This window comes from Saccharopolyspora sp. NPDC002578 (assembly GCF_053592695.1).
In genome coordinates, this window is sequence record NZ_JBSFWJ010000046.1 from 1 (window position 1) to 23,071 (window position 23,071).

Sequence of the window (23,071 nt, forward strand, 5' to 3'; positions counted from 1 at the left end):
GCTGCCCTAACCCCGCTTCCTGCGCTTCCCGCCCCCCCCCCCACGCCGGCGGGTGGTGCCCGATCGGGCACCACCGGCCGCTGCACACCACGAACGCGGGAACGCACTTCTCCCGTAGGAGCCCCACCTCCTACGGGAGAAGTGCCTGCGACGCTCAGGTCACCGCGGTCAGTTCCGCGGGACCTTCACATCGCGCTCTTCGAGCACGACGGTCCGCTGATCCAGCGGCTCGGCCAGCTGGAGCGCCAACGGCGGATGGCGCAGATCCATCGTGCAGATCCCCGGCGGTTCCGGGGTCTCGTTGACCAGCACGAGCTTCACCTCCTGGTCGTTCTCCTCGGCGAGTTCGGCGCGCACCTTGCTGCAGCCGCCTTCCTGGCCTTCGGTGACGACCACGGAGCCGCCGTCCTGGGTCCACACGCGGGGTGCGTTGGTCCCGGACTGGTCCGCGGCCTTGATCAGATTGTCCGGCACGGGTGTGCGTTCCTGCTCGGGCTTCGGGTCGACCGGGATGGTCTGGACCGGCGGCTGCCCGCCGAATCCGACGTCTTCTTGCTGTCCGGCGCAGGCGGTGAAGGCGAGGAGCAGCATGCCCGCGCCCACTGTGGTGTGTAGGCGTTTCATGCCCGGAAGACGGAGTGCGTTCGCCGCGGGGTTGCGCGGAAGCGCGGATCTTTTGGGACGACACCGCGGATTTCACCGCAACCGGCATCGAAACAGCTGGTCAGCGGCATTCACAGTGAACGTTTCGATCCGAATCCGGCAGTCCGGACCGGCTCAGCTCCGGTCCGCGTCCGCCGTCGTGCCGGTGCGGCGGGCGGCGGTGGCCCAATCCTTGATCCAGCCGACGAGCACACCGCTGTTGTAGACCCACGCGTAGTGGCCGAGCTTCGTCGCGCCCGCGATCTCGCAGGAGTAGTGCCGCCGGGTGCGCGGCGCCGCGACCGCCTTCGCCGCCAGGTGATCCACTGAGGACTCGGGGGCGAGCTCATCGCCTTCCACGCTGACCGTCAGCAACGCGACGTCCAGCTCCCGCAACGCCTTCTCGTAGTCGATCTTCGAGCCGCCGAGGCGGTACCGGGCGGTGCGGCCCTGGCGCGCCCAGTCCCGCATGATTCCGGCGGGCTGGCGACCGCCGAAGCCGAACCGCTCCCCCGGCCAGTAGCCGAGCACGGCGGACAGGACCGCGACGGTCTGGGTGGCGATCAGGTTCTTCCAGCCCTGCAGGCCGGGGAAGCTGCGGAACCACACCGAGCCGGACGCGAGCAGCGTCACGCCCCGCACCCTGCCCGGGTGCGCGGCGGCGAACAGCAGCGAGATCTGGCCGCCGAGGCTGTGGCCGACCAGGAACCTCGGCGCGTGCGGGAACTCGCGCTCGACGAGGTCCACGACGGCGGCGGCATCGTCGACGAGGTCCTGGTACCCGAACCGGACGCCCCGGTCGGCGGCCGGGGTCGCGGCACCTTGCCCGCGCGCGTCGACGCTCACCGCGGAGCAGCCCTGCGCGTGCAGCTCCCGGAGGAAAGGCCCGTAGTAGGTGGCCGGGACGCCCATCGCGGGCAGCACGATGACGACCGGAGCCGCCGGGTCGTCGGCGGCGAGCGCACCGACCCGCAACCGGTGATCGCCCGCGGACACCACGCCCAGCTCGGTCAACGTCAGGTCGGCCATTGGCGGACTCCCGTCCTCGAACTCGGCTCGTCAGCTCGACACAGAATAACGATACGACTGAGTTCCGGTGAGAGTCAGGGGTGATCCGGCTCAGCGCAGCCTGCGCGGCCCCGTGTCCGGGGTGGCGGCCGACGGGCGCACGCTGATCCGAGCACCGGTGACCCGCACCCCGGCCGCGGAGGCCAGCACCGGCTGCAACGTCAGCTCGCGGACCTCCGGCAGGTCCTCGACCAGCGTCGCCACCCGCAGCACCAGGTCCTCCAGCGCCGCCAGGTCCGCCGGTTCGTCACCCCGGTACCCGGCCAGCAGCGGCGCCGCGCGCGGCGACCGCACCAGCGCCGCCACGTCCACATCGGTCATCGGGACCGCCCGGTAGGCCTTGTCCCCCAGCAGCTCACTGGCCACACCGGACAGTCCGAAGGAGACCAGCGTCCCGAACGACGGGTCGTCCATCAGGTCGATCACGCAGGAATGGCCGCGTCCGGCCATGTTCTGCACGTAGACCTCGTGTGCACCGCACACTCGGAGCAGGTCCGCGTAGGCGGCGCGGACCGCGTCGGCGTTCACCAGGTCCAGCCGCACCCCGACCAGGTCGGTGCGGTGCCGCAGCTGGTCGTCCGCCGACTTCAGCACCACCGGGAAACCCAGCTCGGTCGCCGCGCGCACCGCGTCCTGCTCGCTGCGCACCCGCCGGAACGCCACCAGCTCGATCCCGTAGTGCCCGAGCAGCTCCACCGCCTGCTCGTCGCTGAGCCGCGTGTCGCCCTCGGTCAACGACGCTTCGACCAGCTCCCTGGCCCGCTCCGCCGCGATGCCCTCCGGGCGGGTGAAGTGGCCCTGCGGCGCGGCCCGCCAGCGGGCGTAGCGGGTCGCCCTCGCCAGCGACAGCACCGCCCGCTCCGGGCTCGGGTAGGACGGCACCGACCCCCAGCCCGCCGAGCCGTCCGGCCCCGGCACCGCGAGCTCGTCCGGCACGCCCTCCGCCGCCAGGAAGGTCGTCACCACCGGTTTCGTCGCCGCGATGCCCGCCTCCTGCAACGCCTCCCGCAACGCGCGGGCGTAGGCCGTGCCGGGCACCGCGACGGGCGGCACGAAAACCGTGACCAGGGCGTCCACGTCATCGCTGAGCGCCGCTTCGCGCACCGCGGCGGCGAACACCTCCGGTTCCGCCGAGGCGCCCACGTCGACCGGTTCGGCCGCCAGCCGCAGCCCTTCCGCCTGCGCGACGTCCGCGGCCAGCATGCCCAGCGCCGAGGAGTTGCCGACCACCGCGACCCGCTCACCGGTGGGCAGCGGCTGGTGGGCCAGCAGCAGCGCCGTGTCGAACATCTGCGCCACCGAATCGACGCGGATCACCCCGGCCTGCTCGAACAGGGCCTGCACGCTGGTCTCGTCGACCTGCACCGATGTCGCGGCCAACCCCGCGCGCACGGCGTTGCGACCGGACTTGACGACCACGATCGGCTTGGTGCGCGCCAGTCGCCGGGCCAGCCGGGCGAACTTGCGCGGGTTGCCGAACGACTCCAGGTACAGCAGCACCACGTCGGTGGCGGGGTCGGTCTGCCAGTACTGCAGCATGTCGTTGCCGGACACGTCGGCGCGGTTGCCCGCCGAGACGAAGGTGGACAGCCCCAGGCCGCGGTCGGTCGCGGTCGCCAGGATCGCCACGCCCAGCGCACCGGACTGGCAGAAGAACCCGGTGCGCCCGCTTCCCGGCAGGCGCGGCGCGAGCGTCGCGTTGAGCCGGTGACCGGCGTCGGTGTTGACCACGCCCAGCGCGTTCGGGCCGACGACCCGCATGCCGTGCACCCGGGCGGCGCGCACCATGCGGCGTTCGATCTCGCGGCCGTCCGGGCCGGACTCGCTGAAGCCGGAACTCACGATCACCAGGGCCTTCACGCCCTTGGCCAGGCAGGCGTCCAGGACCTCGTCGATCCCGGCGGCCGGGATGGCCACCACCGCGAGGTCCACGTCGTCGGGAATGTCGAGCACCGACGGGTACGCCCGCACCCCGCGCACCGAACGGTGCTCCGGGTTGACCGGGTACACCGGACCGGCGAAATCCGCGGTGAGCAGGTTGACGAGCACCGCGTGCCCGATCTTGCGGTGATCGGTGGACGCACCGATCACCGCCACCGCGCGCGGGTGCAGCAGGTTGTGCACGCTGCGCGCCTCGGCGGCCTGCTCGCGGGCCCGCGCGACCGCCAGCGACTCCTCGGTCGGGTCGATGTCGAACTCCAGGTGCACGACGCCTTCCTCCATCGCGCGCCGCACCTGGTAGCCGGCGTCGCGGAACACCCGCACCATCCCCGAGTTCTCCGCCAGCACTTCCGCGACGAACCGGTCCAGGCCGCACTCCTGGGCGGCCGCGGCCAGGTGCTCCAGCAGGATCGAACCGAGACCGCGGCCCTGGTGCTGGTCCTGCACGACGAACGCCACCTCGGCCGAGTCCTGCTCGTCGAGCCGGTCGAACCGGCCCACCGCGACGATGTCGTCGCCGAGCAACGCCACCAGCGCGACCCGGTTCTGGTGGTCGACGGTGCTGAACCGCTCCACGTCCCGCTTCGGCATCCGCGGGTACGGGCCGAAGTAGCGGAAGTAGCGGGTGCGGTCGCTGAGCCTGCCGTGGAACGAGATCAGCTGGTCGGCGTCGGCGGGCGTGATGGGACGCAGGTGCACGGTGCCGCCGTCGGAGAGCACGACGTCGGCTTCCCAGCGGCGCGGGTAGGTCTCGCCGAGCACCGCGCTCGACGTGTCGTCCTGCGGTTCCGGCTGTTCGGCGGGCGGGTTCCCGGCGGCCGGCTGATCGGCGGGTGGAGGCGTGAGCGGTGCGGGTGCCGCGCCGTTCGACACCGCGCCGTCGGCGCTGTCCTGGTCCTCCGGCCGACCGTCACCGTTCGCACCGCGCCGTTTCGCCCAGCCACCCATCAGCCAGCACCCTCTCAACCGCACCGGCGTCGAGCAGGCCGGGCGCACTGCGCCGCCGGTGCGGTCACGCGTGCGCCGCCGATGTCAATCGCGAACATCGGCCGGATCCAGTCCGTGCAACGGGAACAGCGCGTGCCGCGCGTCCCGGATCGCCGTGTCCACCGTGGACTCGGTGACCCCGGTCCACGGCGCGAACGACGAATCCTCCCCATCCGTCAACGACGTGGGCAGCGGAACGTTCCCCGCCACCCGCAACGCGTGCGCCAGCCAGTCCTGCGGCAGCGACGTCGCCGGGTCCAGGTCCCGGTCGAGCGCGGTCGCCAGCAGGTGCGTCCAGCTGCGGGGCACGACCCGGTACAGCGAGTAGCCACCGCCGCCGAGCGCGACCCACTTGCCGCCCGCGTAGCGCTGCGCCAGGTCCCGCAGGCTGCGGTAGGAGGCCCGCTGGCCGTCCACCGACATCGCCAGGTCCGCCAGCGGATCTTCCCGGTGCGCGTCCGCCCCGGACTGCGTGACCAGCACCTGCGGCCGGAAGTCGGCCAGCAGCGAGGGCACCACGGCCTGGAACGCCCGCTGCCAGTCCGCGTCACCCGTTCCCGGCGGCAGCGGCACGTTCACCGCCGACCCCTCCGCACCGGGCCCGCCGGTCTCGGTGGCGAAGCCGGTGCCCGGCCACAACGTGATCGGGTGCTGGTGCAGCGAGACGGTCAGCACTCGCGGGTCGTCGTAGAACGCCGCCTGCACCCCGTCGCCGTGGTGCACGTCGACGTCGATGTAGGCGATGCGCTCCACGCCCTGCTCGAGCATCCAGGCGATGGCCACGGCGCAGTCGTTGTAGACGCAGAAGCCCGCCGCGCGTTCCGGCATCGCGTGGTGCAGGCCGCCCGCGATGTTGACCGCGCGGTCCGCCCGGCCCGACACGACCTGTTCGGCCGCGGTGATCGACGCTCCGGCGATGAGCGCGGACGCTTCGTGCATCCGATCGAAGATCGGGTTGTCCTCGGTGCCCAGGCCGTACCCGACGTCCCAGGCCGAGGTCGGCGCCGAGCGCACCGCCGCCAGGTAGTCCGGACGGTGGACGCGGAGCAGGTCCTCGTCCGATGCCGGTCGCGGCGGCACCGGCGTCACGTCGTCGAGCAGGCCCAGCGACCGCGCCAAGCGCATCGTCAGGTCGAGCCGGACCGGGTGCAACGGATGCTCGCCGCCGAGGTCGTAGTCGAGGACCGACTCGTCCCACACCACCGCGCATGTGTCGCCCATGACCGGGACGCTACCTGCCCTGTGTCCGCCCCCACAGTGGCCCAGGGCACAGCGGAATCCGCGCCTCCGGAGTGGTGGAACCGGTCACCGGCAACCCGTGCACGTGCCTGATCAGCTCGGCTGCTCGCCCGTGGCCGCGGGGCGATCGGGATCGGCCGACCAGTGCGACCACGACCCGGCGTAGAGCGCCGCCGGATTCCCCGGGCCGCTCAGCCCCGCGTGTTCGAGCGCGAGCAGGGTCGAGCACGCGGTCACGCCCGAGCCGCAGTACGCCCCGACCGGCGACGAGCCGTCCACCCCGAGTTCCTGGAACAGCGCGGCCACGTCCTGCGGCGTCCGCCACGTCCCGTCCTCGGTGACGTTGGCCGCGAACGGCGCGTTGCGCGCACCCGGGATGTGTCCGGCCCTCGGGTCGACGGGTTCCACCTCGCCCCGGTACCGCTCCGGCGCTCGGGCGTCGAGCAGCCGTCCGTCCCCGGCCAGCCGCGCCGCCTCGTCCGCGTCGATCACCGGCAGCGAATCGGGGACGACCTGGAAGTCGGTCGGCACGACCTCCGGCACCTCGGCCGTCACCGGGTTGCCCCGCGCGACCCAGGCCCGGTAGCCGCCGTCGAGCACCCGAACCCGGGGATGCCCCGCCCACCGCAGCAACCACCAGGCCCGCGCGGCGGCCGAACCGTTGTCCGCGTCGTAGGCCACGACCTCCCGGTCGGCGGTGACACCGGCCCGCCGGAGCGCGGCCTGCAGGTCGGCGGCCGCGGGCAGCGGGTGGCGCCCGCCCGCGCCGGGCGGAGCGGCGAGTTCGGTGTCGAGATCCACGAACACCGCACCCGGCAGGTGATCGCGGTCGTAGTCCTGCTTGCCGGGTGGCCCCAGCAGGCTCCACCGGACGTCGAGCAGCACCGGCGGGAGCGCGCCCGCGACCTCTTGGGAAAGATCATCCACGCTGATCAGCGGGTCCATGTCGACCTCCTGGACGGAATGGGAACTGAGCCGGAAGAACGGCCCCGAACACTGGAAACGGCTGCTCGGAAGCCACCGACCGGCGGTAGTGCCGCGGGACTAGAATCGTGGGTGGGACTGCAACGGGGAGCCAGCGTGAACGATCTCATCGATACCACCGAGATGTACCTTCGCACCATTTACGACTTGGAGGAGGAGGGCGTCGTCCCGCTGCGCGCCCGCATCGCGGAACGCCTGGAGCAGAGCGGGCCCACCGTGAGCCAGACCGTGGCCCGGATGGAGCGCGACGGACTGCTCACCGTGGCCGAGGACCGGCACCTGGAGCTCACCGAAGCCGGGCGCACCCGCGCGGTCCGCGTGATGCGCAAGCACCGGCTCGCCGAGCGGCTGCTGGTCGACGTGATCGGCCTGGAGTGGGAACACGTGCACGACGAGGCGTGCCGCTGGGAGCACGTGATGAGCGAAGCGGTGGAGCGCAAGCTCGTCGCCCTGCTCGGCAATCCCGCGACCTCGCCGTACGGCAACCCGATTCCCGGTCTCGAAGAGCTCGGCGCGGGCCCGCAGCCCGCACCCGCCAACGAAGCCGACCTGCAGCGCGTCGACGAGATCGCCCGCCGGGGCGGCGGCCGTGCCACGGTGTGCCGAATCGCCGAGCACGTGCAGCTCGACCCCGACCTGATGAGCGAGCTCAAGGAAGTCGGGCTGATGCCCGCCCAGGAGATCGAGATCGTTCCGGTCACCGGCGTGAACAAGCCGATCGAGGTCACCGGCCCCAAGGGCAGCACCCAGCTCGCCCCCGGCATCGCCCACGCCGTCCTGGTCCTCGCCCGGTGAGCCCCGCCGAGTCCGCCGCCGAAGCGTTCGGCGGCGAGCACGGGCGTGCCCCGAGCGCGGTCTGGTCGGCCCCCGGCCGGGTCAACCTGATCGGCGAGCACACCGACTACAACGACGGCTTCGTGCTGCCCATCGCCTTGCCGCACCGGATCGCGGTGGCCGCCGCGCCGCGGACCGACGGACGGCTGTCGGTGGCGACCCTCGGTGACGACGGCGTGCTGCACCGGGCCGATCCGACGCCGCTGGACGCGCTGGCACCCGGTGCGCAGACCGGTTGGGCCGCGTACCCGGCCGGAGTCGCGTGGGCGCTGCGCGGACAGGGCATCGACGTGCCCGGCGCCGACCTGGTCATCGCCGGGGACGTGCCCGCCGGTGCCGGGCTGTCCTCCTCGCACGCGCTGGAGTGCGCGGTCGCGCTGGCGCTGCTCGACCTCGCCGGCCGGCCGGCGGACGGGCCGGAAGCGGCACCGCTGTCCGACGTCGCCCGCTGGGTGCAGATCTCGGAGAACGACTTCGTCGGCGCCCCCACCGGACTCCTGGACCAGACCGCGTCGCTGCGCTGCACCGAGTCGCACGCCCTGTTCTTCGACGTGCGTTCCGGTGAGCTCGAGCAGATCCCGTTCGACACCGGGGCGGTGGGCCTGGAACTGCTGGTGATCGACACCCGTGCGAAGCATTCGCACAGCGAGTCCGGGTACGGCGAGCGGCGCCGCGGCTGCGAGCACGCCGCCGACCTGCTCGGCATCAAGGCGTTGCGCGACGTGTCCGTCGCGGAACTGGACGAGGCGCTCGCCGTGCTCCCGGAGGAACTGCGCCCGCTGGTGCGCCACGTGGTGACCGAGAACGACCGGGTGATCTCCACGGTCGCCGAGCTCGACGCCGGTGAGCTCGGCTCGATCGGGCCGCTGCTGACCGCGTCGCACGTGAGCATGCGCGACGACTACCGGATCTCCTGCCTGGAACTGGACGTCGCGGTGGACGCGGCGCTGGAAGCGGGCGCGCTGGGCGCCCGGATGACCGGCGGTGGTTTCGGCGGGTCGGCCATCGCGCTGGTCCGCGCGCAGGACCGGGAGCGGATCGGGCAAGCGGTGCTCGCCTCCTACGAGGAGCACGGGCTGACCCCGCCGCGGTTGTTCACCGCGACCCCGGCGGCCGGAGCCGGCCGAGACCGATAGCCTCGCCGGCTCGGCCCCGCGGTACCGCGGGGCCGCCGAGCCAGACGCCTCTGGCGAGTTCGATGTCTCAGGAAAGGCAGAACCTCCGTGAAGCTCCTCGTCACCGGTGGTGCGGGATATGTGGGCAGCGTGTGCGCGGCACGCCTGCTGGAGAACGGTCACGAGGTGACCGTGGTCGACGACCTCTCGACCGGGCACGCCGACGCGGTACCGCCGGGCAGCACCTTCGTGCAGGCCGACATCGCGGAGGCCGCCGGTGATCTGCTCGCCGACGGGTACGACGGAGTGCTGCACTTCGCGGCCAAGTCGCTGGTCGGCGAGTCGATGCAGGATCCGCACAAGTACTGGCAGGGCAACGTGCTCACCTCGCTGCGGCTGCTGGAGGCCGTCCGCGAGCACGGCACGCCGCGCCTGGTGTTCTCCTCCACCGCCGCCACCTACGGCGAACCCGACACCGTGCCGATCCCGGAGACCGCCCCGGCCCGGCCCACCAACACCTACGGCGCGACGAAGCTCGCGATCGACCACGCGATCAGCTCCTACGCCACCGCCCACGGCCTGGGCGCGGTGAGCCTGCGCTACTTCAACGTGGCGGGTGCGCACGGCGCGTTCGGCGAGCGGCACACCGTCGAGACGCACCTGATCCCGATCGTGCTGCAGGTCGCGCTGGGCCAGCGGGAGCAGGTGCAGATGTACGGCGACGACTGGCCCACCGAGGACGGCACCTGCGTCCGCGACTACATCCACGTCACCGACCTCGCCGACGCGCACCTGCTGGCGCTGGACAACGCGCGGCCCGGTGAGCACCGGATCTACAACCTGGGCAACGGCACCGGGTTCTCGGTGCAGCAGGTGATCGAGACCTGCCGCGCGGTCACCGGCCACCCGATCCCGGCCGCGGTGGCACCGCGCCGGGCCGGTGACCCGGCGACCCTGGTGGCCGCGAGCGACCGCGCCCGCGAAGAGCTGTCCTGGAAGCCGAAGCTGGCCGACCTGTCCACGATCGTGCGCGACGCTTGGGACTTCACCCGCGCTCGTCAGCAGGGCTGACCTCCCCCGGTGCCCGGCCGGCAAGCCGCCGGGCACCGGAGCGGCTTCGTGGTGCTGCATCGCGGGGCCCATCAGGACTCCTCCTGTTCGATCATCAGCTGGGCGTCGGTCATCGCGTCCTTGGCCATCTCGGCCATCTCCTTCGGGGAGACGCCGGTGTCCAGCGCCCGGCGCAGCAGTCCGCCGAGCGCGTGTTCGGGCCGACCGGCCTCCACCCGTTCCAGCGCCACGCTCGCCAGCGCGCCTTCGCCGCGCAGGTACGCGGAGAACGCCAGCAGCGCGGCCACCTCGGCGACCTCCGGTTCCGGTGCCTTGCGCACCAGGCCCAGCCAGAGCTGCTCGGCGGCGAGCGCGGACTCGCCCAGCGCCACCCCGAGGCAGAGATCGCGGACCCGGTGGTCGGACAACGCGAGCAGGATGCGGAGCTGGTCGTCCTCGGTCAGCGCCTCCCCCGCCGCCGTCCGGCGGATCCCGGCGAGCGCGATCGACACGTCGCGGTGCACGCCGACCCCGGCGGGTTCCCGCTCCCGGTCCTCGGTCATGCCGGTCAGCCGTGCCGACCAGCGGGCCAGCACCTGTTCGGATTCCGGCGCGACCAACCGTTGCAGCTCCTGGCGGCTGTCGAAGGTCACCGATCCGGAGGCGGCCATCGCGGCGCCGAGCGCGGTGCGCTTCGGATCCGGAATGCGCCCGCCGCACACGGGATCGTCGTAGCACCGCCACGATCCGCCCGCCTCCAGCCGATCGGTCCATAGCTCGTGCAGCACTTCGATCCCGGCCTCGTCGAGCCCGTCCCGCAGCAGCGCGATCAGCTCGCGCTGCGGGGCGTCGACATCGTCGCCGGGGGCGGGGTCGGGGTCGGACCGATCGGGCGGCGGATCGCCCGGCGGCCCGTGCTCGACGGTGCCGGATCCGGTGACCACGACGATGACGCCGGTGACGCCCCGCCGGACCAGCGGGCCGGTTGAGACGTATTCGACGAGCGCGCGGCGATGTTCCGGCGGTGGCAGGTCCAGCCTCAGCGTGAGGCCGAACGTGGCGGTGTCCCCGGCGGTGTGCAGGCCGAGCAGCACCAGTGAGTCGGCCGGGGTGAAGCCGAGCAGGTGCGGGACGGCGGCCAGCACCTCGCCGGCGTCGCCGATGCGGATGCGTGCGTTGAGCGGAGTAGCGGTCATACCCAGAACATCGGTGGGGCCGGGCGAGCCGCCGCAGGGTCAAGTTTCGAATCTGTGGACGAATCGATCGCTTGTGGACAACTTCGTGTCCTGACCTGGAAAACTCACTTCCGAGTGACCGTGAACTCGGTGGTCTTCTTCACCCCATTGATCATCACGCTCAGTTCGGCCCGCCCCGGCCGCAGCCCGGTCAGCGCCCCGGTGGCCGGATCGAAGGCGGCGACCGAGCCCGGAGCCGCCTCGTCGGGCCGCCCGACGTGCACCGACCGGCCGCCTTCCCAGTCCGCGCTCACCGGATATCGCACCGGCACCACCCGATGTCCCTGGACCACGTCGGCCTCCACCGGTACGTCGGCTCCCACCGCCACCGGCGGCACTGCCAGTTCGAGCCGATCGACGTACGGACGCGTCTCCCACCGCACCGGGCCGCTCCGATCGGAGGGATCGATCCGCAGCAGGCTCCACCCGGTGAAGCCACCGTCTCCGGGGGCGGCCGCGGGCTGCTTGCCCGAGTTGCCGTTCACCTCCACCTGCACGCCGTCCACCGTGGACGAATGGAAGACGCCAGCGTGCCCCGACACCAGCGCGGCGGATTTCCCCGTCTCCCGCTCGAAATCGGCCAGCCAGCGGGTGATCAGGTCAGCTTCCTTCGGATCGGAGAGCTGGGACGCCTCGCCCGGCCCCGGATCGTCCGGCGGGTGGTGCAGGAACACCGAGACCGAATGGATCCGCGGATCCTCCGACGCCTCGTCCAGCGCCGACCGCAGCATCCGCACCTGGTCGAACCCGCCGCCGAGCAGCGACCCAGCCGAGGAGTCCAGCAGCACCGCGCGGCTGCCCGCGACGTCGGCGACCTGGTGGGTCGCACCGAACTCGGCCGTGAACTCGCTGAGATCACCCGGCCCGGACGCCTCGTGGTTGCCCGGCACGTAGTACCAGGGCACCCGGCCGCCCACCTCCGAATCGATCACCTGGCGGGCCAGGTCGAAATCGGCCGCGGTGCCCCGATCCACCAGATCCCCGTTGATCACCAACGCGTCCGGCCGCGCGGCCACCGCTTCGCGCAGCGACCGCCGCGCCAACGCCACCAGCGGGCCGTCCGGATCGTCAGCGGTGAACTGGGCGTCGCTGACCACCGCGATCCGGGCCGCTCCCGGAGCAGGCGGCAACGTCGCGTCCTGCACCACCGAGGGATCCCGCGGCCGCGGGTTCGGCGGGACCGCCACGTCGGGCGCGACCCGCGCGGTCAGCTCGTCGAACACCAACCTCCCGGCGTACTGCCGCGCGCCGTCGGGTTCGACCGCGTACAGCCGTTGCCACCGCAACGCGCCGGACGTCCCGGTGGGCAGCGGGGCCTCCACGTAGCGCCAGCCCGTCCAATCCACGTTCCGCGCCAGGTCCACCGTGGTGGCCACGCCCGCCGCGTCCTCGACGGTGCCGCGCAACCACGCGCCGTTCCCGTCGCCGTTCACCCACACCCCCACGCGCTGCGTCCCCGGTGGCAGCGGCAGCGGCGCATCGGCGTTGACGTAGGCGGCGCGCGTCGTCGTGCTGCCGGTGAGCGCGTAGTCCAAGGCCAGGCCGGGAGTTCCCGCGCGCCCCGGCGCCTCGCTCAACGATGCGCGCACCGATGCCGGGAAAGCCGTGGCGTTCCAGCCCGCGGGTCCGTCCAGCGGCGCCAGCGGTTCCGGCCGGGAGCCGGTGGTGACGCCCAGGTGCGTGACCTGATCGCCCACCCGCGCCGTCACCGCGGAACTCGCCGACGGCGACAGCGCCGTCACCGCGAAACCGTCCCCGTCCGGCTCGATCCGCACCGCCCGCCGGTCGTACTCCAGCCGCACGTCCGCCGGCTCCACCCAGGTCGCGAAACCGTCCGCGTCATGGCCGAGCACCTGGAACCGGCCCCGCGCGCCCTCCGCGGGCAGCTCCACCCGTGCGGTGTCCGCGCTGATCCGGACGGGCCTTCCGAGCACGGTCAGCTCGGCCGATCCCGAGCCTCCCGGGGCGATCGCGGTGACCGTGCTGGTCCCCGGCCGTCCCGCGCGCAGGACTCCGCCGTCCACGCGGCCCCCGCCCGGCGAGACCGACCACGCCGGGTCCGCCGCCACCGGGGCCCCGGTCTCATCGTGGCCGTGCGCCGTCAGGCGCCGGGTGAGCCCGGACAGCACCCGCGTGCCGTCGGACGGTTCGACGCGGAATCCGCGCAGCCGCCCGCTGCCCGGCGCGGTGGAGAACCCGATCCCGTTGGGCACCGGGCGCAGCTCACCGTCCGACGGCGAGTTGTGCACGCCCGCGGCAGCGGCACCGCGCTCCCGCGCCAGCAACGTCGACGATCCGCCCCCGTCCAGGTTGATCGCGTCGGCCGCTCCCAGGGCGCGCAGCCGCTCGGCGAGTTCCCGCTCCGTCGCGCCGCGGCTGTCGGCCTGCCTGCCGTCGATCGTGACCAGCCACATCCTGGTGCCGTCCGCGGAGAACCCCACGGCCGTGCGCGGGTGCAGCGCCACGTCGTCGACCTGCTGCACCTCTCCCCCGCGCAGCAGCACCTTGTTGCCCCCGACCACCACGTCCGCGCCCTGCTCGCGGGGACGGTAGTGGACGTCGACCCGGTCACCCGGTCGCAGCGAACCGAGCGCCTCGGCTCCACCGCCGACCCCGAGCAAGCGCACCGCGCCGCCGGGAACCGGACCTTCCGCCGGGGCGGGGCGCACCTGGGTGACCACGTCACCGGCCACCTCCACTTCCACGACCGGCGCACGTCCGTCCACCACCGATCCGCGGGAAGCATCGCCCCAGTACGGCGTGTAGAGGCCGATGCCGTCCGGCGCGATCGTCGGCGCGTTCAGGTCGGTGATCGGTGTGACCGTGCCGTCCGCGCGGGTCAGCTCGGCCGCCAGGAACACCTGCATCAAGCGCCCGGCTGCTCGGGCACCGCCGACCGCGGCCACGTCGTTGTGCCCGGCGGCGGGTGCGCTGAGCAGCTCACCGTCCGACATCGCCGCGCCGAGCGGCGCACCGGAGGCGTCGATGTCGAAGAAATCTCCGTTGACCCCGGCGATCGCACCCGAGAGCTGCTCGGCCAGCGGAGCACGCGCCGAGGCCGCACCCGGACTCAGGTACGCGGGCCGCAACCCGGAACCGGCCAAGTCCGCGGTGAGCACATCACCGCGCAGCCAGCCTTCCGGTTCGTAGCGGTCGAACTCGGTCAACGTGAGTCCCGGGGCGAGCGTCGACGTGTCCCGCGAGGTCTCGAATCCGTCCGCGCCCGACGCCCGCTTCGTTCCGGGGCGGACGCTGACCGGTCCCTGCTCGGCAGCCGAAGCGGCGGGGACGTCCTCCACCGGCGGCGGTCCGAGCGGTGCGCTCGCCCCCGCGGGCGCGGTCACCAAACCCGCCAGCACCGCCCCGGACACCACCACGACAAGACCGCGCGACCGCATGCAACCTCCCGAGTACGCCGGAACAACAGCAGATCGCACCGGTGCTTCCGGATGCGAGCGCCGAATTGAACAACACTCGAACAGCCCATGCCGATCGATCGGCTCCAGCGGCGCCGAGGGCGCCGGTACAGTCGAAGAACCACTTCCACGCGAAGGAGCCAGGTCATGCGCAGCGTTCCGCCCGCTCTGCTCTCGTCGGCGGGGCTGGTCGCCGGTTTCGCCGTCACCAGGCTGCAACGGCACCGCTCCTGGAGCGGACTGGTCGCGGGGGCGGGCGGGCTCGCGGCGATGGAGAGCTGCCGACGGCGCAGCGGCGGCGGCCGGGCCCTCGTGCTCGGAGCGGCGTACGCGGGCGCGCTCGCCGGATCGCACCCGTTGGCGCGGCGAATCGGCGCGTGGCCCGCGGTGTTCACGGCCGCCGGTGGAGTCGCCGTGACCGCGCGGATGCTCGCTCGGGGCGGTACCGCACCCACCGGCTGAACGAGAACGTCCACCGCGACGGCTCCAGCTCGGCAGCGGCGGCCGACCAGCGCGTGGGCCCGGCGTGGAGCCTCATTAGGCTGTCTCGGTGGCTTTCCACGTTTTTCACGGTGAAGGGACTCCGGTGACCGCTCACGCCTCGACCATCGACGAGCTGACCGTCCAGCGCGATCGCGCCCGCCAGGACCACGCGGCGCTGGCCGCGCGCGAGCTGAAACTGGATCTCACCAGGGGGAAGCCGTCGCCGCAGCAGCTCGACCTGTCCGCCGGCCTGCTGGAATCACCGGAAGCCGCGGTGTCCGCTGATGGCACCGACCTGCGCAACTACGGCGGGCTGCAGGGCCTGCCCGAACTGCGGGCGATCTTCAGCGACGCGTTGCAGGTGCCGGTGGAGCAGTTGCTGGCCGCGGGGAACTCCAGCCTGGAACTGATGCACGACGCCCTCGTGTTCGCGCTGCTCGGCACGCTGCCCGGCGGGCAGCGCCGCTGGGTGGACGAGCCGCAGATCGCGTTCCTGTGCCCCGTTCCCGGCTACGACCGGCACTTCGCGCTGTGCGAGCGGCTGGGCATCGAGATGATCCCGGTGCCGATGACCTCGGACGGCCCGGACATGGACGTCGTGGAGCGGCTCGCCGCCGAAGACCCGCGGGTGAAGGGCATCTGGTGCGTGCCCAAGTACAGCAACCCGGATGGCGCCGTCTACTCCGAGGACGCGGTGCGCCGATTGGCCGCCATGCCCACGGCCGCACCCGACTTCCGGATCTTCTGGGACAACGCCTACGCGGTGCACCACCTCGGCGATGAGCCTGCCGCGATCGCGGACCTGCTCGGGCTCTGCGCCGAGCACGGCAATCCGGACCGGGCGTTCGTGTTCGGCTCCACCTCGAAGATCACGTTCGCTGGCGGCGGGGTCGCCTTCTTCGGCAGCTCCCCGGCGAACGTCCAGTGGTGGCTGGGCTGCACCGCCAAGCGCAGCATCGGTCCCGACAAGATCAACCAGCTGCGGCACGTGCGGTTCCTCCGCGACGCGGACGGCCTCCGCGAGCACATGCGCCGACATGCGGCAGTGATCCGGCCCAAGTTCGAAGCGGTCGACAAGATCCTCAACGCCGAACTGGGCGGGACCGGCCTCGCCGAGTGGACCCGCCCGGAGGGCGGGTACTTCATCACCGTGCGCGTGCCCGCGGGCTGCGCCCGCGCGGTGGTCGCCAAGGCGAAGGAGGCCGGCATCGCCCTCACCCCGGCCGGCGCGACCCACCCCCGGGGCGACGACCCGCTCGACCAGGTGATCCGCATCGCGCCGACCTACCCGGAGCAGTCGGAGCTCGAGGTGGCCATCGCCGGTTTCGCGACGTGCGTGCGACTCGTCGGCACCGAGAAGCTGCTGGCCGAACACGAAGGCTGAATTCGGGGAGGACGACACGAGCGCGGGGGCCGATCACACGATCGGCCCCCGCTTTCGCATCGGTGCGGCATGCCGGCGAAGACACGTCCGCAGCCGGTCACGACAGCGGCGGGCGGCCCGGCATCAAGCCGGACCACCCGCCGCAGTGCTACTTCAGGTCAACGCTCGCAAACGATCGAGGTCGTCCCGAGCGCTCGTGCCCTCGATCAGCTGCACCCCGAGGTGGAGCCGCAGCCCTCGCAGAGGTAGCAGGAACCGGACGGGCGCATCTTCGTACCGCAGGTCATGCACAGCGGCGCGTCGGCGGCCTTGCCCAACCGCAGCTCCAGCAGCTCCGTGGAGCTGCCCGCGCCGCGGTCGTCCTCGTCACGGCGCGAATCCGACACCGAGGACTCCACGGTGGAGCGCATGGTGTCCAGGTCGACTTCGCCGCCGCTCGTCGAACCCGAGCCGTAGTCCGCGGTCTGGGCGGTGCGCTCGTCGGAGGTGAAGATGCCCAGCTGCGCGCGCTTCTCGTAGGGCAGGTAGTCCAGGGCCAGCCTGCGGAACAGGTAGTCCAGGACGCTGCCCGCCATCCGCACGTCCGGGTCGTCGGTCATGCCGGCGGGCTCGAAGCGCAGGTTCTGGAACTTCGAGACGTAGAACTCCAGCGGGATGCCGTACTGCAGGCCCACCGAGATCGACATCGAGAAGGCGTCCATCACGCCCGCCAGCGTCGAGCCCTGCTTGCCCAGCTTCACGAAGATCTCGCCCAGGCCGTCGTCCGGGTACGAACCGGCGTGCAGGTAGCCCTCGGCACCGCCCACGGTGAACGAGACCGTCTGGCTGGGCCGCTTCTTCGGCAGCCGCTTGCGGACCGGGCGGTACTCGATCTGCTTTTCGACCTCCTTCTCGGAGGAGGACTTGTCGCCCTTGCCCGCCGACAGCGGCTGGCCGACCTTGCAGTTGTCCCGGTAGATGGCCAGTGCCTTGAGGCCCAGCCGCCAGCCCTCGAAGTAGATCTCCTCGACGTCGGAGACCGAAGCCGCCTCCGGCATGTTCACCGTCTTCGAGATGGCACCGGACAGGAACGGCTGCACCGCGGCCATCATCCGCACGTGGCCCATCGGAGCGATCGAACGCTCGCCCATCGCGCAGTCGAACACCTCGTAGTGCTCGGGGCGCAGCCCCGGGGCGTCCACGACGTGGCCGTGCTCGGCGATGTACTCGACGATCGCCTCGATCTGCTCTTCCTGGTAGCCCAGCGCCTTGAGCGCCCGCGGCACCGTCTGGTTGACGATCTGCATCGAGCCGCCGCCGACCAGCTTCTTGAACTTCACCAGCGCGAGGTCGGGCTCGACCCCGGTGGTGTCGCAGTCCATCATCAGGCCGATCGTGCCGGTCGGGGCCAGCAGCGACGCCTGCGCGTTGCGCCACCCGTTGCGGGCACCGATCTCCAGGCCGTCCTGCCAGACCTTCGTCGCCAGCTTGTGCACGGCCACGTCGTTGCGGTGGTACGTGCGGACCAGGTCGTTGGCCGCGGCGTGCTTGCGCATCACCCGCTGGTGGGCGTCGGCGTTGCGGGCGTAGCCCTCGTAGGGGCCGACCGCGCCGGCGAGCTCAGCCGACCGCTTGTAGGCCGTACCGGTCATCAGCGAGGTGATCGCCGCCGACAGCGCCCGGCCACCGTCGGAGTCGTAGGCGTGCCCGGTGGCCATCAGCAGCGCACCCAGGTTCGCGTACCCGATGCCGAGCTGGCGGTACTTGCGGGTCGTCTCGCCGATGGCCTCGGTCGGGAAGTCCGCGAAGCTGATCGAGATGTCCATCGCCGTGATGACGAGCTCGACTGCCTTCTCGAACAGTTCCGCGTCGAACGTCAGGTCCGAGCGCAGGAACTTCATCAGGTTCAACGAGGCCAGGTTGCAGCTGGAGTTGTCCAGGTGCATGTACTCCGAGCACGGGTTCGAGGCCGAGATCCGGCCGCTCTCCGGCGCGGTGTGCCAGTCGTTGATCGTGCCGTCGTACTGGATGCCGGGGTCGGCGCTGTCCCAGGCGGCCTTGGCCATCTTCCGGAACACGTCGCGCGCCTGGACCGTCTCGACCACGGAGCCGTCCGTGCGGGCGCGCAGGCCGAACCGGCCATCGCTCTCCACGGCCCGCATGAACTCGTCGTTCACGCGGATCGAGTTGTTCGCGTTCTGGTACTGCACGGAGGCCATGTCCGCGCCGCCCAGGTCCACGTCGAACCCGGCGTCGCGCAGCGCGCGGATCTTGCGCTCTTCCTTCGACTTGGTCTCGATGAACTCCTCGACGTCCGGGTGGTCCACGTCGAGGATGACCATCTTCGCGGCCCGGCGGGTAGCGCCGCCGGACTTGATGGTGCCCGCGGAGGCGTCGGCGCCGCGCATGAACGAGACGGGCCCGGACGCGGTGCCGCCGGAGGACAGCAGCTCCTTGGAGGAACGGATCCGGGACAGGTTCAGGCCCGCGCCGGAACCGCCCTTGAAGATCAGGCCCTCTTCCTTGTACCAGTCGAGGATCGACTCCATCGTGTCGTCGACGGAGAGGATGAAGCAGGCGGAGACCTGCTGCCGCGAGCTGGTGCCGACGTTGAACCACACCGGCGAGTTGAAGCTGAACACCTGGTGCAGCAGCATCCAGGTCAGCTCGTGCTCGAAGACCTCTGCGTCCGCGTCGGTGGCGAAGTAGTCGTGCTCGACGCCGGCGCGCACGTAGGTCTTCACGACCCGGTCGATCAGCTGCCGCAGGCTGCTCTCACGCTGCGCGGTGCCCTGGGCCCCGCGGAAGTACTTGCTGGTCACGATGTTGACCGCGTTCAGCGACCAGGAGTCGGGGAACTCGACTCCGCGCTGCTCGAAGTTGACCGAACCGTCCCGCCAGTTGGTCATCACCACGTCCCTGCGCTCCCACGACACCTCGTCGTAGGGGTGCACCCCCTCGGTGGTGTAGACGCGCTGCACCCGGATGCCCTTGGTACGAGCACCTGAATCCGGCTCCCCCGCGGCGCCGGCCGGGCTGCCCACGGTCTCTGTCATGACCTGTCCCTCTTCCCTGTTGCTCGCTCGTGCATTCCCGCCACCGTCCGGGCTCCCCGTCCGGTTCGGTCGCATCCCACCCACGTTCGCCGACCCGCGCCTCGCGTGCCGCCGCTTCGACCTAGCCACCTGCGTTCTCCTCGGCCGCACGGGCGACGACGCCCGCCGCGTCCCGGAGGTCCGCGATCTCCTTCTCGAAGTCCTCGACGGAGGAGAAGGCCCGGTACACGCTGGCGAACCGCAGGTACGCGACCTCGTCCAGTTCGCGCAGCGGTCCCAGGATCGCGAGTCCGACCTCGTGGCTGGACAACTCCGACACACCCCGGGAGCGGACCGCGTCCTCGACGCGGTGCGCGAGCTGCTGCAGCGCGTCCTCCTCCACGGGACGACCCTGGCAGGCGCGCCGCACTCCCCGGACCACCTTCTCCCGGCTGAACGCCTCGGTGACGCCGGAACGCTTGACGACCGACAGCACGAGCTCTTCCACCGTCGTGAACCGGCGACCGCAGGCTGAACATGATCGCCTGCGCCGGATCGCCTGGCCTTCCTCGACCTCGCGCGAGTCGACCACTCGCGAATCGTCGCCTCGGCAGAACGGGCACCGCATCGGACTCACCCCCTTCCCGGCGTCGTCGTCACCCACACCATCGCGGTAGCCGGTCGCGCTCACGGTCCGTGGACGCGTGAATACTCCGTGATCCCAACCTGTGGAGTAACTACACCGGCGTAACTACTAGATGTTGTGGTCGACTTTAATCCGCCGCAGATCGGGAAGCAAACCGACCCACCCCTCCCCGCCCGGTCGAGTGACATCGAACCAAGCGACCTGCGGAAGCCCCAGCCGACACCCCGAGAGGCGGGCGAGATGACGCCCCGGGCGTCAGCCGCGCTGCGCGGGAACGATCAACGTGCGACCTAACCCGGACCCGTCGGCGCCGAGGCGGTTGAGCTCCACGATCCGCCCGACCACCGCGCGCTGGTCACTGTCCGGAGCGAAACGCGCCGCCACCGACCACAGCGTGTCGCCGTCCGCCACGCGCGCGACCGCCGTAGCATCCGGCACCGGCCGCGCTCCCGAATCCAGCGCGAGTACGCCGAACAGAAGGACGCCGACGAATGCGCAGGCACCCACCGCGACGAGCCAGGCGCACTCGCGGGCGGCGGCGAGCCACCCAGCCCGCGCCGCCTCCACCCCAGGAGCGGACCGCGCAGCCCCCAGCATTGGCGGCTCGGCCGCGACGGCCCCGCGCGGCAGCGAGAGCCCACCCGCCGGAACCGCCGGTGATCCCATTCTCGCAGCGCCGGATCGCGACCGGGTCGCCGCACCGGACATCGCCACCATGAGCACCTCCAGCATCGGGGCCGGAGACCGGCCCGCAGATCGACGTACAAGATCGAAAAGGTGTTCGATCGAACCTGCGTGCGATTGTGTACCAACAGTGCCCGAATGCGCCAGGGTCTGGCTCAAATTAACTCGAACAGGTGTTTGATCTTCCACTTCGCCCCGTCTACTGTGGAAATCGGAGTCACGAGCAGTCCCGTTCACGAGGACAGGAGGCAGTGGTGGTCAGCAATACGACCGAATCGATCAACGACGAACTCGGCGGCACGTCCGACGGCGCCGGATCGACGAACGGTTCTCGCGGCGCGGAGGCGATCGTGACCGATATCCGAGGTGGCGCGGCAGCGGAGCCGACCGCGCCCGCCTCGTCGGTCCCCGAACAGCCGGGCACCGACGAACTCAGCGACCGGCAGCTCAAGGTGCTCGAGTCGATCCGCAGCTGGATGCGGGAGCACGGCTACCCGCCGAGCGTGCGCGAGATCGGCGACGCGGTGGGCCTCACGTCCACCTCGTCGGTCGCCTACCAGCTGCGGGTGCTGGAGCGGAAGGGCTTCCTGCGGCGTGATCCGCACCGCCCGCGCACGGTGGGCGTGCTGGTCGCCGACTCCGAGCAGTCCGAGCTCGCCGGTAGGCCGAAGCCCGCGTACGTCCCGGTGGTGGGCCGGATCGCCGCCGGCGGCCCGATCCTGGCCGAGGAATCGGTGGAGGACGTGTTCCCGCTGCCGAAGGAGATCGTCGGCGAGGGCTCGCTGTTCCTGCTCCAGGTCGTCGGCGACTCGATGACCGACCTGGCCATCACCGACGGCGACTGGGTCGCGGTGCGCCAGCAGCCGGACGCGGACAACGGTGACGTCGTGGCGGCGATGATCGACGGCGAAGCGACCGTCAAGACGTTCAAGCGCACCGAGGACCACGTGTGGCTCGTCCCGCACAACGAGGCGTACCAGCCCATCCTCGGCGACGACGCGACGATCCTGGGCAAGGTAGTAGCAGTCCTGCGCCGCCTCTGAGGGAAACCTTTCGGAGAGCGGCCGGGGCCTCGGAACCTGTCTTTGTTCTTGGCCTGAGTGGGAGTCGTGTGGCGGCGGCTCCCTACTCTGCGCGATCGATTTCTCATGTAGCTCCCTACATCACGAAATCGCCGTCCCACGAGGAAGCCGCCGGCTTCGCCCCACACGAAAATCCTGTCCTCACGAAAAGAACGTGAGGACTCGCGAGTAGTCCTCTCACGCTGTGGTCGTTGCTCAACGGCTTCGCGGCCGGCGGGATAATGATCAAGGATTGCCGTCAGCGGCGGCGCATTCGGGCCAGGAAGTACAGCAGGAGAGCGGCGAGGCCAGCGGCCACGACGAGCGCGGGTGCGGTGGAGAACGCCTCGCCGGTCGGCTCGGAGTCAGCGGTGCCGTCCTCGTCGGGATGCGCCTGGGGCGTGGGGTCGGCGTCCGGGGTTTCCGGGGACGGTGGGGCTTCGGGCTCCGCGGGGGCGAGCAGTGCCGCCGCGGCGGGCAGAGCGAACACCGGTTGCAGTCCCTCGGAAGTCGTCAGCAGCGTGCCGTCCGGCTCCCAGGCGATCGCCTCGCCCTGCGGCTCGGGCGGCAACCGCAACGGCACCGGAGGACGTTGCAGCGCCGCGGCGACGTCCCCGTCGGGAGCGTGGAACAGGTACGCCTCGGTGTAGGTCCGCAACGCGATCATGGTCCCGTCCTGGCTCACCGACCCGCCGGTCACCAGCCGGGTGCCGATTCCCTTGATCGGGCCGTCCGGCGAATCCGTGGTGGGCAGCGCGACCGAGCCGACCCGTTCCCACGGCACCGTCGCGTCCGCCGCGAGCGCAGCGGCCGGGCGGTAGACGAACGCCACGCCGAACGGCTCTTTCGTGACCACGTGCGGAGTGCCGGCCCGGTCGAGCAGGATCGCCTCCGCGTCGTGCGGGCCGTCCGGATAGCTGAGCCGGTACAGCGTCGAGTCGCCGTCCTCGGTCAGCCTGTGCAGCGCCACGGTGCTCCGCTGGCGCCGGTTGTCGCCGGTATCGGCCAGCCACACCGCGCCGTCCGGCGCCAGGGCGAGGTCCTCGACGTCGTACGGGTCGGTTTCGGAGGTCCACACGTCCCGCACCGAACAATCACCGCGGTCGAGCAAGCTGACCCGGATCGAGCTCCCGCCGTCGTCGACCGCGTACCAGTACCGGCCGTCGGAGGCCAAGCCCGACAACTCCGTCAAGTTCGGGTCGCTGATCCGGCACCGCTGCTCGGGCGCGACACCGCTCTGAGCGGTCGCCACCCCCGTCGGGACGCCCACCAACGCGAGGGCGGCGAC

The 23,071-nt window shown here is 71.7% G+C and carries 17 protein-coding genes; 6 read left to right on the forward strand and 11 right to left on the reverse strand.

Annotated features, from left to right (window positions below; genetic code table 11):
- Positions 1 to 168: 168 nt before the first annotated feature.
- The 5 genes from ACWD38_RS20710 to ACWD38_RS20730 form a co-directional block, all read right to left on the reverse strand.
- Positions 169 to 624, reverse strand: coding sequence for a hypothetical protein (locus ACWD38_RS20710; RefSeq protein ID WP_450124707.1), 456 nt, complete (start codon positions 622 to 624; stop codon positions 169 to 171).
- Between the two features lie 153 nt (positions 625 to 777).
- On the reverse strand, positions 778 to 1,671 hold the full coding sequence (locus ACWD38_RS20715) for an alpha/beta hydrolase family protein (protein ID WP_450124708.1): 894 nt from the start codon (positions 1,669 to 1,671) through the stop codon (positions 778 to 780).
- Between the two features lie 90 nt (positions 1,672 to 1,761).
- The gene (locus tag ACWD38_RS20720) at positions 1,762 to 4,599 is read right to left on the reverse strand and encodes a bifunctional acetate--CoA ligase family protein/GNAT family N-acetyltransferase (protein ID WP_246456697.1); all 2,838 of its coding nucleotides are present in this window, start codon (positions 4,597 to 4,599) and stop codon (positions 1,762 to 1,764) included.
- 84 nt (positions 4,600 to 4,683) lie between these two features.
- Positions 4,684 to 5,859 (reverse strand): acetoin utilization protein AcuC, encoded by a 1,176-nt coding sequence (locus ACWD38_RS20725; RefSeq protein ID WP_450124709.1) that lies wholly within the window; start codon positions 5,857 to 5,859, stop codon positions 4,684 to 4,686.
- A gap of 111 nt (positions 5,860 to 5,970) precedes the next feature.
- Positions 5,971 to 6,822, reverse strand: coding sequence for a sulfurtransferase (locus ACWD38_RS20730; protein ID WP_184477950.1), 852 nt, complete (start codon positions 6,820 to 6,822; stop codon positions 5,971 to 5,973).
- Positions 6,823 to 6,957: 135 nt separating this feature from the next.
- Here ACWD38_RS20730 and ACWD38_RS20735 point away from each other — a divergent pair, with 135 nt between their 5' ends.
- From ACWD38_RS20735 to galE, 3 genes are all read left to right on the forward strand, one after another.
- Entirely contained in the window at positions 6,958 to 7,656 is a 699-nt protein-coding gene (locus tag ACWD38_RS20735; RefSeq protein ID WP_184477949.1) for an iron dependent repressor, metal binding and dimerization domain protein, read from the forward strand.
- On the forward strand, positions 7,653 to 8,831 hold the full coding sequence (gene galK / locus ACWD38_RS20740) for a galactokinase (RefSeq protein ID WP_184477948.1): 1,179 nt from the start codon (positions 7,653 to 7,655) through the stop codon (positions 8,829 to 8,831). Before ACWD38_RS20735 ends, galK begins: the two co-directional genes overlap by 4 nt.
- An 87-nt stretch (positions 8,832 to 8,918) precedes the next feature.
- Positions 8,919 to 9,881 (forward strand): UDP-glucose 4-epimerase GalE, encoded by a 963-nt coding sequence (gene galE, locus ACWD38_RS20745; RefSeq protein ID WP_450124710.1) that lies wholly within the window; start codon positions 8,919 to 8,921, stop codon positions 9,879 to 9,881.
- 71 nt (positions 9,882 to 9,952) lie between these two features.
- On the opposite strand, the gene ACWD38_RS20750 is transcribed toward galE, so the two are convergent.
- Both ACWD38_RS20750 and ACWD38_RS20755 read right to left on the reverse strand, forming a co-directional pair.
- Positions 9,953 to 11,056, reverse strand: a complete 1,104-nt coding sequence (locus tag ACWD38_RS20750) for a DUF4192 domain-containing protein (protein ID WP_184477946.1) — start codon at positions 11,054 to 11,056, stop codon at positions 9,953 to 9,955.
- 104 nt (positions 11,057 to 11,160) lie between these two features.
- Positions 11,161 to 14,493 (reverse strand): phosphodiester glycosidase family protein, encoded by a 3,333-nt coding sequence (locus ACWD38_RS20755; protein WP_450124711.1) that lies wholly within the window; start codon positions 14,491 to 14,493, stop codon positions 11,161 to 11,163.
- Positions 14,494 to 14,658: 165 nt separating this feature from the next.
- Here ACWD38_RS20755 and ACWD38_RS20760 point away from each other — a divergent pair, with 165 nt between their 5' ends.
- Together ACWD38_RS20760 and ACWD38_RS20765 are read left to right on the forward strand one after the other, a co-directional pair.
- Positions 14,659 to 14,973 carry a hypothetical protein gene (locus ACWD38_RS20760; protein WP_184477944.1) on the forward strand — a complete coding sequence of 105 codons (315 nt, stop codon included), beginning with the start codon at positions 14,659 to 14,661 and terminating at the stop codon, positions 14,971 to 14,973.
- Between the two features lie 145 nt (positions 14,974 to 15,118).
- On the forward strand, positions 15,119 to 16,378 hold the full coding sequence (locus ACWD38_RS20765; protein WP_343071695.1) for an aminotransferase class I/II-fold pyridoxal phosphate-dependent enzyme: 1,260 nt from the start codon (positions 15,119 to 15,121) through the stop codon (positions 16,376 to 16,378).
- A gap of 206 nt (positions 16,379 to 16,584) precedes the next feature.
- Here the strand turns inward: ACWD38_RS20765 and ACWD38_RS20770 are convergent, their stop codons facing one another.
- The 3 genes from ACWD38_RS20770 to ACWD38_RS20780 all read right to left on the reverse strand — a co-directional run bounded on the left by ACWD38_RS20770 (position 16,585) and on the right by ACWD38_RS20780 (position 20,605).
- Positions 16,585 to 19,413: a vitamin B12-dependent ribonucleotide reductase gene (locus tag ACWD38_RS20770; RefSeq protein ID WP_184477942.1), complete on the reverse strand. Its 2,829-nt coding sequence runs from the start codon at positions 19,411 to 19,413 to the stop codon at positions 16,585 to 16,587.
- A gap of 121 nt (positions 19,414 to 19,534) precedes the next feature.
- Entirely contained in the window at positions 19,535 to 20,020 is a 486-nt protein-coding gene (nrdR, locus tag ACWD38_RS20775; RefSeq protein ID WP_184484919.1) for a transcriptional regulator NrdR, read from the reverse strand.
- Positions 20,021 to 20,293: 273 nt separating this feature from the next.
- On the reverse strand, positions 20,294 to 20,605 hold the full coding sequence (locus tag ACWD38_RS20780) for a LysM peptidoglycan-binding domain-containing protein (RefSeq protein ID WP_450124712.1): 312 nt from the start codon (positions 20,603 to 20,605) through the stop codon (positions 20,294 to 20,296).
- A 476-nt stretch (positions 20,606 to 21,081) separates the two neighbouring features.
- Between ACWD38_RS20780 and lexA the strand changes: the two genes are divergently transcribed.
- Positions 21,082 to 21,765 (forward strand): transcriptional repressor LexA, encoded by a 684-nt coding sequence (lexA, locus tag ACWD38_RS20785; protein ID WP_450124719.1) that lies wholly within the window; start codon positions 21,082 to 21,084, stop codon positions 21,763 to 21,765.
- 277 nt (positions 21,766 to 22,042) lie between these two features.
- Here lexA and ACWD38_RS20790 read toward each other — a convergent pair whose 3' ends face one another.
- A complete protein-coding gene (locus ACWD38_RS20790; protein ID WP_450124713.1) occupies positions 22,043 to 23,053 on the reverse strand; it encodes a hypothetical protein in 1,011 nt (336 codons plus the stop codon).
- Positions 23,054 to 23,071 lie beyond the last annotated feature (18 nt).

Bases quoted from the DNA above. Each gene is read 5' to 3' on its own strand.
- ACWD38_RS20710 (WP_450124707.1), bottom strand. From the start codon at position 624: ATGAAACGCCTACACACCACAGTGGGCGCGGGCATGCTGCTCCTCGCC.
- ACWD38_RS20715 (WP_450124708.1), bottom strand. From the start codon at position 1,671: ATGGCCGACCTGACGTTGACCGAGCTGGGCGTGGTGTCCGCGGGCGAT.
- ACWD38_RS20720 (WP_246456697.1), bottom strand. From the start codon at position 4,599: ATGGGTGGCTGGGCGAAACGGCGCGGTGCGAACGGTGACGGTCGGCCG.
- ACWD38_RS20725 (WP_450124709.1), bottom strand. From the start codon at position 5,859: ATGGGCGACACATGCGCGGTGGTGTGGGACGAGTCGGTCCTCGACTAC.
- ACWD38_RS20730 (WP_184477950.1), bottom strand. From the start codon at position 6,822: ATGGACCCGCTGATCAGCGTGGATGATCTTTCCCAAGAGGTCGCGGGC.
- ACWD38_RS20750 (WP_184477946.1), bottom strand. From the start codon at position 11,056: ATGACCGCTACTCCGCTCAACGCACGCATCCGCATCGGCGACGCCGGC.
- ACWD38_RS20755 (WP_450124711.1), bottom strand. From the start codon at position 14,493: ATGCGGTCGCGCGGTCTTGTCGTGGTGGTGTCCGGGGCGGTGCTGGCG.
- ACWD38_RS20760 (WP_184477944.1), top strand. From the start codon at position 14,659: ATGCGCAGCGTTCCGCCCGCTCTGCTCTCGTCGGCGGGGCTGGTCGCC.
- ACWD38_RS20770 (WP_184477942.1), bottom strand. From the start codon at position 19,413: ATGACAGAGACCGTGGGCAGCCCGGCCGGCGCCGCGGGGGAGCCGGAT.
- nrdR (WP_184484919.1), bottom strand. From the start codon at position 20,020: ATGCGGTGCCCGTTCTGCCGAGGCGACGATTCGCGAGTGGTCGACTCG.